Origin of the sequence: Agromyces chromiiresistens (assembly GCF_029167465.1) — a bacterium.
Classification (GTDB): Bacteria; Actinomycetota; Actinomycetes; order Actinomycetales; family Microbacteriaceae; genus Agromyces; species Agromyces chromiiresistens.
In genome coordinates, this window is the sequence record NZ_JARFNL010000001.1 from 224802 (window position 1) to 240858 (window position 16057).

21 protein-coding genes are annotated in these 16057 nt (G+C 72.4%); 11 read left to right on the forward strand and 10 right to left on the reverse strand.

The window, feature by feature from the left end; all coding sequences use genetic code 11:
• Positions 1-7: 7 nt before the first annotated feature.
• Both PX701_RS00975 and PX701_RS00980 read right to left on the reverse strand, forming a co-directional pair.
• Complete coding sequence (locus PX701_RS00975; RefSeq protein ID WP_231429695.1) at positions 8-703, reverse strand: MOSC domain-containing protein; 696 nt, start codon at positions 701-703, stop codon at positions 8-10.
• A gap of 26 nt (positions 704-729) precedes the next feature.
• Positions 730-1572 (reverse strand): VOC family protein, encoded by an 843-nt coding sequence (locus PX701_RS00980; protein WP_275505567.1) that lies wholly within the window; start codon positions 1570-1572, stop codon positions 730-732.
• Between the two features lie 155 nt (positions 1573-1727).
• On the opposite strand from PX701_RS00980, the gene PX701_RS00985 reads away from it, so the two are divergent.
• The 6 genes from PX701_RS00985 (at position 1728) to PX701_RS01010 (ending at position 5141) form a co-directional block, all read left to right on the forward strand.
• Positions 1728-1931: a ribbon-helix-helix protein, CopG family gene (locus PX701_RS00985; protein WP_231429696.1), complete on the forward strand. Its 204-nt coding sequence runs from the start codon at positions 1728-1730 to the stop codon at positions 1929-1931.
• A complete protein-coding gene (locus PX701_RS00990) occupies positions 1928-2299 on the forward strand; it encodes a type II toxin-antitoxin system death-on-curing family toxin (RefSeq protein ID WP_231429697.1) in 372 nt (123 codons plus the stop codon). Before PX701_RS00985 ends, PX701_RS00990 begins: the two co-directional genes overlap by 4 nt.
• 68 nt (positions 2300-2367) lie before the next feature.
• Positions 2368-2973 carry a helix-turn-helix domain-containing protein gene (locus PX701_RS00995; protein ID WP_275505216.1) on the forward strand — a complete coding sequence of 202 codons (606 nt, stop codon included), beginning with the start codon at positions 2368-2370 and terminating at the stop codon, positions 2971-2973.
• Between the two features lie 32 nt (positions 2974-3005).
• A complete protein-coding gene (locus PX701_RS01000) occupies positions 3006-3860 on the forward strand; it encodes an EamA family transporter (protein WP_275505568.1) in 855 nt (284 codons plus the stop codon).
• Entirely contained in the window at positions 3857-4198 is a 342-nt protein-coding gene (locus PX701_RS01005; protein ID WP_275505217.1) for an antibiotic biosynthesis monooxygenase family protein, read from the forward strand. The genes PX701_RS01000 and PX701_RS01005 overlap by 4 nt, the downstream gene beginning before the upstream one ends.
• A 4-nt stretch (positions 4199-4202) precedes the next feature.
• Entirely contained in the window at positions 4203-5141 is a 939-nt protein-coding gene (locus PX701_RS01010) for a dihydrodipicolinate synthase family protein (RefSeq protein WP_275505218.1), read from the forward strand.
• A gap of 122 nt (positions 5142-5263) precedes the next feature.
• On the opposite strand, the gene PX701_RS01015 is transcribed toward PX701_RS01010, so the two are convergent.
• From PX701_RS01015 to purD, 4 genes are all read right to left on the reverse strand, one after another.
• Positions 5264-5680 carry a VOC family protein gene (locus PX701_RS01015; protein WP_231429701.1) on the reverse strand — a complete coding sequence of 139 codons (417 nt, stop codon included), beginning with the start codon at positions 5678-5680 and terminating at the stop codon, positions 5264-5266.
• 10 nt (positions 5681-5690) lie between these two features.
• Positions 5691-6110 (reverse strand): helix-turn-helix transcriptional regulator, encoded by a 420-nt coding sequence (locus PX701_RS01020; RefSeq protein WP_231429702.1) that lies wholly within the window; start codon positions 6108-6110, stop codon positions 5691-5693.
• An 84-nt stretch (positions 6111-6194) separates the two neighbouring features.
• The gene (locus PX701_RS01025; RefSeq protein WP_231429703.1) at positions 6195-7145 is read right to left on the reverse strand and encodes a phosphoribosylaminoimidazolesuccinocarboxamide synthase; all 951 of its coding nucleotides are present in this window, start codon (positions 7143-7145) and stop codon (positions 6195-6197) included.
• Between the two features lie 32 nt (positions 7146-7177).
• Positions 7178-8521, reverse strand: coding sequence for a phosphoribosylamine--glycine ligase (purD, locus tag PX701_RS01030; RefSeq protein WP_275505219.1), 1344 nt, complete (start codon positions 8519-8521; stop codon positions 7178-7180).
• Positions 8522-8603: 82 nt separating this feature from the next.
• Here purD and lspA point away from each other — a divergent pair, with 82 nt between their 5' ends.
• Genes lspA through PX701_RS01045 form a run of 3 tightly spaced genes read left to right on the forward strand, consistent with a single transcriptional unit; the run spans position 8604 to position 10008 of the window.
• Complete coding sequence (gene lspA / locus PX701_RS01035) at positions 8604-9170, forward strand: signal peptidase II (protein ID WP_231429705.1); 567 nt, start codon at positions 8604-8606, stop codon at positions 9168-9170.
• A 41-nt stretch (positions 9171-9211) separates the two neighbouring features.
• Positions 9212-9604: a sterol carrier family protein gene (locus PX701_RS01040; protein WP_231429706.1), complete on the forward strand. Its 393-nt coding sequence runs from the start codon at positions 9212-9214 to the stop codon at positions 9602-9604.
• Between the two features lie 44 nt (positions 9605-9648).
• Positions 9649-10008 carry a potassium transporter Trk gene (locus PX701_RS01045; RefSeq protein WP_275505220.1) on the forward strand — a complete coding sequence of 120 codons (360 nt, stop codon included), beginning with the start codon at positions 9649-9651 and terminating at the stop codon, positions 10006-10008.
• Positions 10009-10202: 194 nt separating this feature from the next.
• Here the strand turns inward: PX701_RS01045 and purF are convergent, their stop codons facing one another.
• On the reverse strand, positions 10203-11660 hold the full coding sequence (gene purF, locus PX701_RS01050) for an amidophosphoribosyltransferase (protein ID WP_231429708.1): 1458 nt from the start codon (positions 11658-11660) through the stop codon (positions 10203-10205).
• Between the two features lie 100 nt (positions 11661-11760).
• Positions 11761-12270 (reverse strand): carboxymuconolactone decarboxylase family protein, encoded by a 510-nt coding sequence (locus PX701_RS01055; protein ID WP_231429709.1) that lies wholly within the window; start codon positions 12268-12270, stop codon positions 11761-11763.
• Positions 12271-12344: 74 nt separating this feature from the next.
• Between PX701_RS01055 and pdxR the strand changes: the two genes are divergently transcribed.
• Positions 12345-13736, forward strand: a complete 1392-nt coding sequence (gene pdxR, locus PX701_RS01060) for a MocR-like pyridoxine biosynthesis transcription factor PdxR (protein WP_275505221.1) — start codon at positions 12345-12347, stop codon at positions 13734-13736.
• A gap of 55 nt (positions 13737-13791) precedes the next feature.
• On the opposite strand, the gene PX701_RS01065 is transcribed toward pdxR, so the two are convergent.
• Positions 13792-14226: a PaaI family thioesterase gene (locus PX701_RS01065; protein ID WP_231429711.1), complete on the reverse strand. Its 435-nt coding sequence runs from the start codon at positions 14224-14226 to the stop codon at positions 13792-13794.
• A gap of 23 nt (positions 14227-14249) precedes the next feature.
• Entirely contained in the window at positions 14250-14861 is a 612-nt protein-coding gene (locus PX701_RS01070) for a zinc-binding alcohol dehydrogenase (protein WP_231429712.1), read from the reverse strand.
• A 64-nt stretch (positions 14862-14925) separates the two neighbouring features.
• Between PX701_RS01070 and purM the strand changes: the two genes are divergently transcribed.
• Complete coding sequence (gene purM, locus PX701_RS01075; protein ID WP_275505222.1) at positions 14926-16041, forward strand: phosphoribosylformylglycinamidine cyclo-ligase; 1116 nt, start codon at positions 14926-14928, stop codon at positions 16039-16041.
• The last annotated feature ends 16 nt before the right edge of the window (positions 16042-16057 follow it).

Below are 16057 nucleotides of genomic sequence, written 5' to 3' on the forward strand. Positions count from 1 at the left end.
GTCGGCCTCAGCCCGCGAGCCCGACCCCGTCACCCACGCGGATCACCGCGGGCGCCACCACGTCGGCGTACACCGCGAGCGACATCTCGCGCTCCTTCGTGAGCGGCTTCAGCAGTCGCCCCTCCGCCGTCGTGCCGTCCTGCGCGACATCCACGGTTCGGCACCGCTCGATGCGCTCGACGACCCGCAGCCGGGCGTCGCCGACGGTGATCTCCCGCCCGAGCCAGCCCTCCTCGACGAACGGCTCGTCGGTCTCCACGACGAGGTTGACGCGCAGCCGTCGCGGGTCGGAGTCGATGCCGAAGCGCTCGGCGCACCACGCGAGCGAGGCGGTGCCGACGATCGAGATCTGCCCGCCGTCCTGCATGGGGATGTCGCGCTCGGGCAGCGCTCGGACGCTCGCGCCCATGCGCTCGGACAGGTCGGCGTCGAGCTCCTCCTCGCCGACGAGCCACAGGCCGTGGTCGCCCCGCTGCACCTGCACCGAGCCGTCCGCCGTCGTCGAAGCCGCGTACTCGAAGACCGCGTCGCGCCGGCGGAAGCGTCGCGTGTTCTTGCCCGACGCGAACTTGCCGTCGACGTCGACGACGGCGAAACCGCGATCGCCGACGAGTCCGCGCGCGTCGAGCGCCACCTGGGTGAGGGCCTCGCCGCCCATCGCCTTGACGGGGTATCGGCGGATCGATCGGAGCGGGTAGGTCATCGGGTCAGCCTATCCGCGGGACCCGATCATCCCGCCGCGCGCACCTCGACGAGGTTGGCCCACGGGTCGTCGAACGCGAGCGTCCGGCCGTCGTCGCGCGTGCCGACCCGGTAGTGGGCCATGCGCTCGCCGAGTTCGCCGAGGTCGTCGGAGGTGGGCACGACGATCTCGACCTTGCCGAGGCCGAGGGCGAGCCCGCGGCGGCCGGCGCCGCGACTGTTCCACGTGTTCATCGCCATGTGGTGGTGGTACCCGCCGGCCGACACGAAGAGCGCCTGGTCGCCCATCTCGGCGGTCGTCTCGAAGCCCAGCCGGTCGACGTAGAACTCGCGTGCGCTCGCGACGTCGCCGACCGAGAGGTGCACGTGGCCGACGACGGCGTCGCCCAGCCGGTCGCCCGAGGCGACGGCGGCCGTGCCGGTCTCGCCGAGGTGGTCGCGCAGGTAGCCGTTCGGGTCGAGGTAGATGGTCGCCATCTCGACGGTGCCGTGCACCCAGCTCCAGGTCGAGCGGTCGCGGTCGAAGTACAGCTCGACGCCGTTGCCCTCGGGGTCGGTGAAGTAGAAGGCCTCGCTCACGAGGTGGTCGGCGCTGCCGGTGAAGGTGCCGGGGTAGCGGGTCGCGACCGAGGCGATCGCCGTCGCGAGCGCTTCACGCGCGTCGAAGAGGATCGCGGTGTGGAAGAGCCCGGCGTCGCGCGGCGACGCGTGCTTCAGCTCGGGCGCGTGCTGCAGCATCACGATCGGCGTCGCGCCGCGGCCGAGCACGGCGACGGGGCCGTCGTGGCTGAGCAGCTCGAGGGTGACGCCGTCGCGGTAGTAGCGGATCATGCCGTCGAGGTCGGCGACGCGCAGCGTCACCGCACCCATGCCGGTGTCGGCCGCGAGGAGTCCGGCGCCTTCGGGCGCCCCATTGGTTGTAAGCACAACTAATACTAACGGATGTCGCGGCGAATCCATTCCGGATCGGCAGAATCGCGGCATCCCCCGACTGGTATCATCGTGGTATCACCGGAGGTGATCTCATGGCCCTCACGCTGCGCCTCTCCGAAGAGGACGACCGACTGCTCACCGAGCTCGCCGCACGCGAGCACCGCTCGAAGAACGACGTCGTGCTCGCCGCGATCCGCGATCGCGCCGAGCGCGCGGCGAAGGCCGAGCGCACCCGCGCCGCATTCGCCCGCATCGAGGCACGCGACGCCGACGCGCTCGACCTGCTGTCGCAGTGACCGAGTACGTCGAGCCGGCCGACGTCGAGGAGTGGCTCGCATCGCGCGGCTTCCACGTGCGCGATCGCGGGTTGCTGCTGTCGGCGCTCGCCGCACCGATGCCGGTCTTCGGCGAAGAGGTGCATCCCGGCCTGCATGAGAAGGCCGCGGTGCTGCTCATCGGGCTGAGTCGCAACCATCCGCTGTTCGACGGCAACAAGCGTCTCTCGTGGCTCGTGACTGCCGTCTTCTACGAACTCAACGGGTTCGACCTCGTCGAGCCGGAGCCCCGGGCGATCGACCGTTTCGTGCGCGCGGTGGCGGCCGGCGCGGTCGGGCGCGACGAGGCGATCGCCTGGCTCGAGGCGCGCGCGGCGCCGTTCGACTGAACTGCGCCGGCGTTCGGGTCGTCGGTCGCGGGGGCGCCACGCCGCCATCAGTGCACTATCATGCACTCATGGATGCGGAGACGGAGACGCTCGCGCTCGCGATCGGGCGCCGGGTGCGCGACGAGCGACAGGCGCGCGAGTGGACCCTCGACCGACTCGCAGCCGAGGCCGGCGTCAGCCGGCGCATGATCGTCAACGTCGAGCAGGGTGCCGTGAACCCGAGCGTCGGCACGCTGCTGCGACTCAGCGACGCCCTGGGCATCGGACTGCCCGCCCTCGTCGAGCCGCGGGCCGCGGCCTCCGACCTCGTCAAGGTGACCCGCCACGGCGCGGGCGCCGCGCTCTGGAGCGGTGAACGCGGCGGCCGCGGCGTGCTCGTCGCGGGCACCGAGACCCCCGACGTCGTCGAGCTCTGGGACTGGACGCTCGAACCCGGCGAACGGCACGCGAGCGAAGCGCACTCGACCGGCACGCGCGAACTCCTGCAGGTGCTCGACGGCGAACTCGTCATCGAGGTGGGCGACGCGACCCACGCGCTCGCCGTCGGCGACGCGCTGACCTTCCCCGGCGACGTCGACCACGCCTACGCCAACCCCGCCGACCGGCCCGCGCGATTCTCGCTCGCGGTGTTCGAACCCGGCGTCGGCACGACCCATCGCGAGGCGGGATCGTGAGCCGCGCGAGCGAGCGGGTGCCGCCGTGGACGATGGCGGTCGCCGCGATGCTCATGATCCAGGCGACGAACGCGCTCTCGGTGCCGCTCATCGAGCAGCTCGGCGCAGCCGGCACCGCGTGGCTGCGGCTCGCGTTCGGCGCGCTCTTCTTCATCGTCATCGCGCGGCCGCCGCTGCGCCGCGTCCGCCGCGTCGACGTGCTGCCCCTCGTCGGCCTCGGCGTCGCGACCGGCGTCATGATGGTCGCGTTCCTGTCGGCGGTCGACCGCATTCCGCTCGGCACGGCCGTGGCCATCGAGTTCCTCGGGCCGCTCACCGTCGCGGCGATCCGCAGCCACAGCCGCCGCATGCTCGTCTGGCCCGTGCTCGCGCTCGCCGGCGTCATCCTGCTCACCGAGCCCTGGCACGGGCAGGTCGACCTCGTCGGGGTCGGTTTCGCCGCCCTCGCAGGCACCGGCTGGGGCGTCTACATCCTGCTCACGCAGAAGGTCGGCGACCGCTTCTCGGGCGTGAGCGGCCTCTCGATCACGATCCCGATCGCCGCGGTGGTGACGGCCTTCGTCGGCGTACCGCAGGTGGCCGGCCACTTCGAGTGGTGGGTGCTGCTCGTCGCCGCCGGCCTCGCGCTGCTCTCGCCCGTCATCCCGTTCGGGCTCGAGATGCTGGCCCTGCGCCGCATGACGCACACCGCGTTCGGCACGCTCATGGCGCTCGAGCCCGCCTTCGGCGTCGTGCTCGGACTCGTCGTGCTGCACCAGATCCCGTCGTTGGCGCAGGTCGCGGGCATCGTGCTCGTCGTGCTCGCCGGGGCGGGAGCGCAGCGCGGAGGCATCCGCAACCGACCGACCGACGACCCCGATCCCGCACCCCTGGAGGAACGAGTATGAGCACGACACCCGCCTGCAGTTCGACGTTCATCTTCGAGATCGGCGAACTGGATGACGCGTTCCATCGCCTCAACGACGAGATCGCCGAGCGGGCCCGGCGCATTCCGGGCTTCCTCGGCGAGGAGGAGTGGCACAACGAGGCGACCGGGCTGCACGCCGAGGTGTACTACTGGTCGAGCATGGAGGCGCTGCGCGAGCTCGTCGGCATGGACGCCCACCGCATCGCCAAGGGGCGCAACGGCGAATGGCTCGGCGAGTACCGCGTCGTGATCTCCGAGGTGCAGACGGTCTACGGCAACCCGGCGCTCGGCCTCGCGCACGTGCCGGCGGAGGGGTAGTCGCATGTCCGGCGCAGGCATCTTCACCGGACTCAGCGCGTTTCCGCTCACGCCGTTCTCCGACGACGCCGTCGACGAGCGCGCGTTCGCCGGGCTCGTCGGGCGGCTCGCTTCCGCGGGTGTCGACACGATCACCGCGCTCGGCTCGACCGGGTCGTACGCCTACCTGTCGACCGACGAACGGGCCAGCGTCGCGCGGCTCGCGGTCGAGCACGCAGGCGAGACGCCGGTCGTCGTCGGCGTGGGCGCGTTGCGCACCCGCGACGTGCTCGCGAACGTGCGCAATGCCGAGGCGGCGGGGGCCAGGGGAGTGCTGCTCGCCCCGATGACGTACCAGCCGCTCACGCACGACGACGTCGTCGAGCTGTTCCGTGAGGTCGTGTCGAGCACCGAGCTGCCGGTCATCGTCTACGACAACCCCGCCACGACGCACTTCGCCTTCACGAGCGAGCTCTACGCGCGGCTCGCCGAGCTGCCGGGCGTCGCGTCGATCAAGATCCCGGGCATGCCGCTCGATGAGGCGGCGATGCGCGAGCGGGTCGCCGCGATCCGCGCGGTCGTACCGCCGCATGTCAGCATCGGCATCTCGGGCGATGCGTTCGCGGCGACCGGGCTGAACGCCGGTTGCGACGTCTGGTACTCGGTCATCGGCGGCACGCTGCCCGAGCCGGCGCTGCGCATCACGCGCGCGGCGCAGGCCGGGCGGGTCTCCGACGCGTACGCGGAATCGGCCCGGCTCGATCCGCTGTGGAAGCTGTTCGCCGAGCTCGGCGGAAGCCTGCGCGTCGTCGCCGCGATCGCCGAACAGCTCGGGCTCGCGCCCGCCCGGTGCCTGCCGCGGCCGATCCTCGGCCTCGACGAGGGGCAGCGGGCGCGGGTCGCCGAGGTCGTCGCGGAGCTGGGGCTCGCCGCCCCGGTCGCCGGCGACCGCGCAGAACTGTAGGAACTTCTGAGACCACGTCCGCGTGTTGAGTCGCGACACGCCGTCGGCGGGTCAGAAGTTCCCACCGTCGAGTCAGCGGCCCGCGCTGGGGGCTCGAGTCGGCCGCTGCGCGGCGGCGCTCGTCATCCAGCGCTCGGCTGGCTGAAGCGCAGCATGTTGCCCGCAGGGTCGCGGAAGGCGCAGTCGCGCACGCCGTAGAACTGGTCCATCGGCTCCTGCAGCACCTCGGCGCCCGCGGCGCGGATCGACTCGAACGTCGCGTCGACGTCGGGCGTCGTGAAGTTCACGCCGCGCAGCAGGCCCTTGGCGAGCAGTTGCGCCGCGGCATCCTTGTCGGACTGGGTCGCGTTCGGGTCGGCGATCGGCGGTTCGAGCACGATGTTGACGTCGGGCTGCGACGGCGAGCCGACCGTGACCCATCGCATGCCCTCGTAGGCGATGTCGTTGCGCACCTCGAGGCCGAGCACGTCGCGGTAGAAGGGGATCGCGGTGTCGTGGTCGTCGACCGCGATGAAGCACTGGGAGAGTGAGATGTCCATGACCTCGACGCTACCGAGGCGAGGTCTTGCCCGCTTCTCCATTCCTGACGGGGCGGGTCTGGATCTTCACGATGCACGCCGGAATCGGCGCCGCGACGTCGTGCGACCGGGCCCGGTAGGCGCTCGGGCTCTCGCCGACGAGCTCGGTGAACCGCGAGCTGAACGAACCGAGCGAGGTACAGCCGACCGCGAAGCACACCTCGGTCACGCTGAGGTCGCCGCGGCGCAGCAGCGCCTTGGCCCGCTCGATGCGCCGCGTCATGAGGTAGCTGTACGGAGTCTCGCCGTACGCCTCGCGGAAGCTGCGCGAGAAGTGCCCCGCCGACATGAGGGCGACCCTCGCGAGCGCCTCCACGTCGAGCGGCTGCTCGTAGTCGCGGTCCATCGTGTCGCGGGCGCGGCGCAGGCGGCGCAGGTCGTCGAGGTTCATCGGGCGGGGGTCACCTCCTCGTGTCCATCGCGCGGGTCTCGATTCGCTTCGCTCCTCGACCACCGGGTTCCGAGCGCCCGCTCGTCAACCCTCGATCGGCAGCCGCAGCCGGTCGAGCAGCTCGCGATATCGCGCGGCGGTCTGTGCGACGACCTCGTCGGGCAGCACCGGCGGGCGGCCCTGCTGGTCCCAGTTCGCGGCGAGCCAGTCGCGCACGATCTGCTTGTCGAAGCTCGCCATGCGCTCGGCCGGGGTCGTGCCGGCGGCGTAGGCCGCGGCATCCCAGTACCGGCTCGAATCGCTCGTGAGCACCTCGTCGGCGAGCGTCACGATGCCCGTCGCGCGGTCGGCGCCGAACTCGAACTTCGTGTCGGCGAGGATGAGCCCGCGCTCTTCGGCGATGGTCGAGGCGCGTGCGAACACCTCGAGCGAGAGCTCGCGCAGCTGCGCGGCGACGACCTCGCCGACGAGCTCGATCGTGCGCTCGTACGAGATGTTCTCGTCGTGCGCGCCGAGCGGCGCCTTCCATGCGGGCGTGTAGATCGGCTCGGGCAGGCGGTCGCCGTCGGCGAGGCCCTCGGGCAGCTCGATGCCGCCGATCGCACCGGTCGCGACGTACTCCTTGTAGCCGCTGCCCGTGAGGTACCCGCGCACGACGCACTCGATCGGGAACATGTCGAGCGTGCGGCACAGCGTCGCCCGGTCGGCGACCTCGGCCGGCACCTCGGGGAGCTCGAGCACCTCGAGCCGGTCGTCGAGCGGGTGCGCGAGGTGGTTCGGCACCTGTGGAAGCTCGTCGAACCACCAGTGCGTGAGCGCCGTGAGCATGGCGCCCTTGCCCGGGATCGCCGGCTCGAGCAGGTGGTCGAACGCGCTCACGCGGTCGCTCGCGACGACGAGCACGACGGGCGAGGTCGCGAGCGGGTCGCCCGTCCAGCTGTCGTCGTCGGTCATCAGCTTCGTCGGCACGTACAGGTCGCGCACCTTGCCCGAGTAGACGTGGGTCCAGCCGGGCAGTTCACCGGTGTCGGTCATGCTGATCTCCTCGCTTCGGGCCGCTTCGCCGCTCACTCCGCGACGCGCGCCGCGATGTCGGTGCGGTACTGGCCGCCGTCGAGCCGCACCTGGCCGAGGGCCTCGTAGGCGCGTCGGCGGGCGTCGGCGAAGCCGTCGCCGAGGGCGACCACGTTGAGCACGCGGCCGCCGGTCGCGATGAGCGGCGCGTCGTCGCCCGGCTGCGCGTCGTCGGGCAGGGCGCCCACCGCGGTCGCGGCGTGGGCGAGGTGCACGCCGGGCACGGATGCCGCGGCGTCGAGCCCCTCGATGACCCGGCCCGTCTCGGGTGACTCGGGGTAGCCCTCGCTCGCGAGCACGACCGTGACGGCGGCCCGGTCGCTGAACACCGGCCGGTCGAGCCCGCCCAGCCCACCCGTGGCGGCCGCGAGCAGCAGGCCCGACAGCGGGGTCTCGAGGCGGGGCAGCACGACCTGGGTCTCGGGGTCGCCGAAGCGGGCGTTGAACTCGATCACGCGGATCCCGCGGGAGGTGAGGATGAGTCCCGCGTAGAGCAGGCCGATGAACGGCGTCTCCTCCGACGCGAGCCGGCGCACCGTCGGCAGCGCGATGGTCTCGATGACCTCGTCGACGAATGCCTGCTCGCTGCCGAACCGACCGCCTCGACCGTCGACCGCGTCGGCGAGCCAGGGCAGCGGGGAGTAGGCGCCCATGCCGCCCGTGTTCGGGCCCTGGTCGCCGTCGCGCAGGCGCTTGTAGTCCTGGGCGGGTGAGAGCGGCAGCACGTGCTCGCCGTCGGAGAGGAGGAAGAGCGAGACCTCCTGGCCGTCGAGGAACTCCTCGACGAGCACGGGGCCCTGCTGCAGGTAGTGGGCGGCGTGCGCGAGCGCGGCGTCGCGGTCTTCGGTGACGAGCACGCCCTTGCCGGCGGCGAGGCCGTCGGCCTTCACGACGTGCGGCGCACCGAACTCGTCGAGCGTCGCGGCGACCTCGTCGATGGTGGTGGCGAGCGTCGCGCGGCCGGTCGGGACGCCAGCGGCCTCCATGATGCGCTTCGCGAAGGTCTTCGAGCCCTCGAGTGCTGCCGCCTGCCTGCCCGGCCCGAACACCGGGATGCCGCGGGCGCGGAGCGCGTCGGCGACGCCGGCGACGAGGGGGGCCTCGGGGCCGACGACGACGAGGTCGATGCCGTTGTCGGCGGCGTACCCGGTGACGAGATCGGCGTCGGTCGCGTCGATGCCGACGGTCGTCACGCTGCCGCGGGCCGACGAGGTCGGCGATGCCGCGATGCCGGCGTTGCCGGGAGCGGCGATGATCTCGTGGCCGGCCTCCTCATCGAGGAGCGCGAGGATGATGGCGTGCTCGCGCGCGCCCGAGCCGAGGACGAGGATTCTCACCGGATCAGGCTACCGCTTCGGGCCGTCGCCCTCCGCTTCGACGGCGGCGGCCGCGAACGCGCGCCGGTGCGAGAATGTCCGGATGAGCTCAGACCCGGCCGCTCCCGGCGACGCACCGACCGACGCCGGCCCCGCGGCCGCGCGCGAGCCCGCAGCATCCGGCCGGCGCCTGTTCTGGTGGGTGATCGCCATCGCCGTCGTCGTCGTGGTCGTCGATCAGGCCAGCAAGTGGTGGGCCGTCGCCGAACTCGGCGACGGCACCGCCGTTCCCGTGATCGGCGATCTCATCCGCTTCGTGCTCGTGTACAACCCGGGCGCCGCGTTCTCGATCGGCACCGAGCACACGTGGATCTTCGCGATCCTCGCGGGCGTCGGCGCCGTCGCCGTCGCGTGGTACGCGTGGCGGGTGCGCTCGGTCGGCTGGACGATCGCGCTCGGGCTGCTGCTCGGCGGCGCCGTGACGCACCTCGGCGATCGACTGTTCCGGGAGCCCGGATTCGGCCGGGGTCACGTCGTCGACTTCATCGGGTACGGCGACTGGTTCATCGGCAACGTCGCCGACATCGCGATCTTCGCCGGCGCGGTGATGATCCTCGTCCTCACGCTCATGGGCGTCTCGCCCAAGGGCGGGCGCACGCGCGACGCCTGACGCGCGCAGGCACGTCGCCCGTCGGTGGCAGAATCGCCCACATGGCACGAGCGAGGATCGGCGACGAGATCGGGCGGGCGGCGGTCGCGACGATCGTCGCGATCGCGGCACGGCACGAGGGGGATGTCGCGGCCGCGACGTCCTCGGTCGACCGTGCGACGCTCGCCCTCGCGGTGCGGTACTCGCTGCAGCTGCTCGCCGAGCAGGCGCCGGGCGGCACGCTCGAGGTGCGGGTGCCGCCGTTCGCGGCCGTGCAGTGCGTCGAGGGGCCGAAGCACACCCGCGGCACGCCGCCCAACGTGATCGAGACCGACGCCGCGACCTGGCTCGCCCTCGCGACGGGCGCGCGGTCGTGGGCCGACGCCCGAACGTCGGGCACGGTGCACGCCTCCGGGCAGCGCGCCGACCTCGAGGGGCTGCTGCCGGTCGTCTGAGCGCGAGCGGCGTTCCCCGGCCGCCGGTGCGCGACAATGGAAGGGTGAGCGACACCCACGAACGGCCCGAACCACAGTACGAGACCGAGGCGACCCGCGACGAGGTCGTGGTCCGGCGGTCTCCGCGCTACGGGGTGTGGATGCTCGCAGGCGCGGTCGTCGGTGTGATCGTCGCGTTCGTGCTCTCGTTCGCCTTCGCGCCGACGGAGGCGCAGATCGCCGAGCGCGTGCAAGAGGACTTCACGTACGACCAGGGCCAGGTGTTCGGCTTCCTGCTGCTCGGCGGCGTCGCCGTCGGCGTCGCCCTCGGCGCCCTCGTCGCCCTCGTCGTCGATCGCGCCATGTCGCGCCGCGTCACGCACGCCGTCGCCGAGCACGACGAGACGCACCGCGTCGACGGCTGAGACGCCTCCCGACACCCGTCGATCGGGTTCCCCGTCGGCTCGGGTCCCTGCGGCATGGCATCGACGTCGCCGCGCGGCATCCAGTCGTCGTTCGGCCGACCCGCCGGCGCACGCGCGTGGCGACTCCGACACCGAGTCGGCTCGCGATTCAGTGTCGGAGGAGTCGGAGCGGAGGCGTCGGCTCGTCGCGCCGCTCAGCTGAGCTGCGTGCGCTCCACCCAGCCGAGGTACTCCTCGGTGACCGTGCCGGTGACGTACTCGCCCGTGAAGCACGAGAGGTCGAGCCGGTCGATCGAGGTGCCCTCGGTGATCGCCGCCTGCAGGTCGGCGACCTCCTGGTAGATCATGTGGTCGGCGCCGAGCTCGGCCGCGATCTCGGGGATCTTGCGCCCGTGGGCGATGAGCTCCTGCCGGCTCGGCATGTTGATGCCGTACACGTGCGGGTAGCGCACGGGCGGGGCGGCCGAGGCGAACGTCACCTTGTTGGCGCCGGCGTCGCGGGCCATCTGCACGATCTGCTGCGACGTGGTGCCCCGCACGATCGAGTCGTCGACGATGAGGATGTTCTTGCCGCGGAACTCGGTACCCATGGCGTTGAGCTTCTGGCGCACCGATCGCTTGCGCTCGGACTGGCCGGGCATGATGAAGGTGCGGCCGACGTAGCGGTTCTTGTAGAAGCCCTCGCGGTACTCGATGCCGAGCTTCTGGGCGACCTGCATCGCCGACGGGCGCGACGAGTCGGGGATGGGCATGACGACGTCGACGTCGCCGAGCGGCATGTGCGTCGCCACGGTGTCGGCGAGGCGGTCGCCCATGCGCAGGCGCGACTCGTAGACCGAGATGCCGTTCATGACCGAGTCGGGTCGGGCGAGGTAGACGTACTCGAACGAGCACGGCACGAGCACCGGGTTCTTCGCGCACTGGCGCGAGATCATCTCGCCGTCGAGGGTGATGAAGATCGCCTCGCCGGGCTCGACGTCGCGCACGATCTCGTAGTCGCCGTTCTCGAGCACGAGCGACTCGCTCGCCACGATCCACTCGTCGCGGCCGGACTCGGTGACGCGCTTGCCGAGGATGAGCGGGCGGATGCCGAACGGGTCGCGGAACGCGAGCAGGCCGTAACCGGCGATCATCGAGATCACCGCGTACGACCCCTCGACGCGCTCGTGCACCTGCGAGACCGCCTCGAACACCTGGTCGGGGTCGAGCTCGAGGCCCTTGATCTGGCCCTGCAGCTCGGTCGCGAGCACGTTGAGCAGCATCTCGGTGTCGCTCGTCGAGTTCACGTGGCGGCGGTCGATCGAGAACAGGTCGCTCGAGAGCTCGCGCGTGTTCGTGAGGTTGCCGTTGTGCACGAGGATGATGCCGTACGGCGCGTTCACGTAGAACGGCTGCGCCTCCTCTTCGCGCTCGGCGGCGCCCTTCGTCGTGTACCGCACGTGCCCGAGCCCCATGTTGCCGATGAGCGAGCGCATGTCGCGGGTGCGGAACGCCTCGCGCACCTGCCCGCGCGCCTTCGCCATGTGGAAGACGGGGCCGTCGGCGGTCGCGATGCCCGTCGAATCCTGGCCGCGGTGCTGCAGGAGCAGCAGGCTGTCGTAGATCTGCTGGTTGACGGGCTCGGTGGAGACGATGCCGACGATGCCGCACATGCGAGCGATGGCTCCTCGTGGGGGTGTGGTGAACGACCGGAACCGGCCTCGTCGATTCTCCCACACCGCGCGGGTGAGCCCGCCGAGTGCGGGGGGTTGCTCAGATGCGCAGCTTGGGGCGCCATCCGCGCGTCGAGACGGCGAGTTCGTTCCACGCGTTCACCGAGACGACGAGGGCGAGCAGCGCCGCGAGCTCGTCGTCGGTGAACGCGGTGGATGCCTCGTGCCAGACGTCGTCGGGCACGTGGGTCTCCGAGAGCCGGGTGACGGCGTCGACGAGCTCGAACGCCGCGCGCTCGCGCGCCGTGAAGAAGTTCGACTCGCGCCAGACGGCGACCGCGTAGAGGCGCTGCACGTGCTCGCCGGCCGTGGCCGCGTCGCGCGAGTGCAGGTCGACGCAGTACGAGCAGCCGTTGAGCTGCGAGGCGCGGAGGCGCACGAGTTCGCGCAGCCCCTTCTCGATGCCGGCGCGGTCGGCCTCGGCCTCGGCGGCGTCGTCGAGCGCGCTCACCGCCCGGACGAACGCGGGCGCGACCCCGTCGAGGTCGAGTCGCCGGGTCGGGGCGACGGGAGCGGTGGGCGGGGCGGTGTCGATGGTCGTCGTGGTCATGGGAGTCACGCTACGGATCGACCGCCGCGCTGGTAACGTCCAATGCCGTGGCACAGGATTGGGCCAATTCCGGATTGGATCTGCATCTCGAGGTCGACCCGCGGCGCAAGGCCGCGTCGCTCGAGGAGGCGTTGCGCGCTGCCATGGTCGACGGCCGGCTCGCGCCGGGCATCCGGCTGCCGCCCAGCCGTGCCCTCGCGGCCGACCTCGGCCTCGCGCGCAACAGCGTGGCCGAGGTCTACGCCCGGCTCGTCGGCGAGGGGCGGCTCGAGGCGCGGGTCGGCTCGGGCACCTGGGTGCGCGGGGTGCCCGAGCCCGCACCGGGAGCGCGCGTCGACCGATCCACCCGGTTCGACCTCGACCTTCGCGGCGGGCTGCCGGACGCCTCGGGCTTCGGCCGGTCGGCGTGGGGTCGCGCCGTCGCGCGGGCGCTGGCCGACGCGCCCGCAGCCGCCTTCGCCTACGGCGCGCCAGAAGGCGCGGCCGGGCTGCGCACGGCGCTCGCCGGGTACCTGGCGCGCACCCGCGGCGTCGTCGCCGGCGCCGACGGCCTCGTCGTCACCCACGGCTTCGGCGAACTGCTCTCGCTCGTGGCCCGGGCGATCACCGCCCGCGGCGGACGGCGCATCGCGGTCGAGGCGTACGGGCACTCCTCGCACCGGGACGTGCTCGCCGCGGCGGGCCTCGAGCCCGTGCCGGTCCCGCTCGACGCCGACGGCATGGTCGTCGACCGGCTGGCCGCCACGGGCGTCGACGCCGTGCTCGTCACGCCCGCGCACCAGTTCCCCACCGGGGTTCCGCTCTCCGCGGCACGACGCACGACGCTCGCCGACTGGGCGCGCGACGCCGGCGCGATCGTGATCGAGGACGACTACGACGGCGAGTTCCGCTTCGACGGGCGGGCGATCGGCGCGTTCCAGGCGCTCGCCCCCGCGCAGACCGTCTACGGCGGAACCGCGAGCAAGGCGCTCGCGCCCGCGCTCGGCATCGGCTGGGGCGTCGTGCCGCCGACGCTGCGCGACGCGGTGCTCGAGCAACGACGGCTGAGCGGCGCTGCGACCGATGCGCTGTCGCAGCTCGCGCTCGCCGCACTCATCTCGGCGGGCGACTACGACCGGGCCGTGCGCGGTGCGCGCCTGCGCTACCGGGCCCGCCGCGAGCGGCTCGAGCGGCTCATCGCCGACGGACTGCCCGGTGCCCGGGTGACGGGGCTCGAGGCCGGCCTGCACTGCCTGCTCGAACTGCCGGGCGGTATCGCCGAGGCGGAGGTGGAGCGCGCGGCCTCGGCGATCGGCCTGCGCTACGGCGGGCTCGCCTCGTACGCCGCGGATGCCGCGACCGTCGCGTCGCGTCCGCCGACGATGGTGGTCGGGTACGGCGCCCCGCCCGAGCACCGGTTCGAGCGGGCGATCGCCGCGGTCATCGCGTCGGTCGAGCGGGCGCGACCGATGGCACCGACCGGCTGATCCGGGCGGTGCGCCGGCGCCGAGGCATCCGCGCGTGCTCGACCGATGACCGGGCTCAGTACTCCGAGGGCTTCGGAAGCACCGCCATCGTGCACCGCGAGATGCACACGAGCTTGCCGTCCTCCTGCGTGATGCGGATGTCCCACACCTGCGTCGTGCGGCCGCGAGTGATCGGGCGCGCCTCGCCGTAGACCCATCCCTCGGCGATCGGGCGCAGGTGGTTCGCGTTGATCTCCATGCCGACGCAGTAGAACTGCGCCGGGTCGACCGTGAAGGTCGCGCCCCAGCTCGCGAGCGTCTCGGCGAGGGCGACGGAGGCGCCGCCGTGCAGCACGCCCCCGGGCTGGCGCGTGCGGCCGTCGACGGGCATGCGGCCCTTCAGGGACTCGTCGGTGACCTCGGTCATCTCGATGCCGAGTGCGTGGATCGCGGTGCCGTCGCGGCGGGAGTTCGCCCACTCGAGGGAGGGCTCGCCGAACCAGATGCTCATGCGAGAGAGTCTGTCACGCCCGCCTACGCGAGTTCGGCGATGATCGGGTGGATCGCGTCGTCGAAGGCCGAGGCGTCCGACCGCAGCGAATCGGTGACGCCGACGGTCATCGCGCCGATCCACCAGACGCCGGTGCCCGACAGCGGCAGCACCTCGACGTTGAGCTCGAACGAGTGGGCGCGGCGCCCGACCTCGCGCTCGTGCTCGGCGATGGTGCCGGCGTACGCGCGGTACGAGTCGCCGCGGCGGGCCGCGGAGGCGTTGCGATACGCGTCGTGCGCCCACTCCGTCCATGCGCGGGCGGCCTCGGCGTGCGGGACGATCTCTCGCGCGAGGATCTCGGCGCCCTTCACCGGCAGGGCGACGTCGGTGTCGAACGCCTCGACGAGTTCGAGCGGCACGGGCGACGGATGCGCCTCGGGCTCGACGGTCATCGCCCACCACGCGCGCCACTGGCGCTCGAGCAGGTCGTGCTCGTCGATCTCGAGCCGTTCGCCGACGGGGCCGACGTCGCGCAGTCGCGGCAGTTCGACGGGGGAGGAGATCGCGAGCACCTCGCGCAGATAGAGCGCGAGCAGAACCGGGCGACTCGCATTCTCACGGATCACCCACGACGGTGCCGCCCCTGGCTGCATACCCCGAATTCTACGCTCGCCCACCCCAGTCGGCGGCAGCGACGCGGCCCGGTACCCTTGACGGGTGAGCGCGAACTCGTCCTACGCCGCTGCCGGAGTCGACACCGCAGCCGGCGACCTCGCCGTCGAACTCATGAAGGAGGCGGTCGCCAAGACCCACGGGCCCAACGTGCTCGGCGGGGTGGGCGGCTTCGCCGGCCTCTACGACCTCTCCTTCGCGAAGGACTTCGAGCGGCCGCTCCTCGCGACCTCGACCGACGGCGTCGGCACGAAGATCGCGATCGCGCAGGCGCTCGACAAGCACGACACGATCGGCCAGGACCTCGTGGGCATGGTCGTCGACGACATCGTCGTGGTCGGTGCGAAGCCGCTCTTCATGACCGACTACATCGCGTGCGGCAAGGTCGTGCCCGAGCGCATCGCCTCGATCGTGACGGGCATCGCCCGTGCCTGCGCCGAGACCGGCACCGCCCTCGTCGGCGGCGAGACCGCCGAGCACCCGGGCCTCATGGGCGCCGACGACTACGACGTCGCGGGCGCGGCGGTCGGCGTCGTCGAGGCCGACAAGGCGCTCGGCGCCGAGAAGGTGCAGTCGGGCGACGCGGTCATCGCGATCGCGTCGAGCGGCCTGCACTCCAACGGCTTCTCGCTCGTGCGCCACATCCTCGCCGGCCAGGGCATCGCCTACGGGCACGCCTCGGCCGAGCTCGGCATGACGTGGGGCGAGGCGCTCCTCGAGCCGACCCGCCTCTACTCGGGCCAGCTCGTCGAGCTGCTCGCAGGCCCGCACGGCGACGCCGTGCACTCGCTCTCGCACGTCACAGGCGGCGGCATCGCCGCGAACCTCGCGCGCGTGCTGCCCCGCGGCTCGTTCGCCGAGGTCGACCGCTCGACCTGGTCGCCGGCGCCCGTGTTCCGCGTGCTCAACGAGCTCGCCGGCACGAGCCTCGAATCGACCGAGGGCACCTGGAACCTCGGCATCGGCTTCTTCGCCGTCGTCGAGCCCGGCGCCGCGGCATCCGTGAGCGCCGAACTCGACCGCCTCGGCCTGCCGGCCTGGCAGGTCGGCACCGTGGGCCTCGGCGAGCCGCCGCAGGTCGCGGGCGCCGACCGCTGGGAGCAGGGCGCGAAGGGCGTCGACGGCGGCGCGGTGCGCCTCGTCGGCAGCTACGCGAGCTGAGCGACGGCGACCGCGG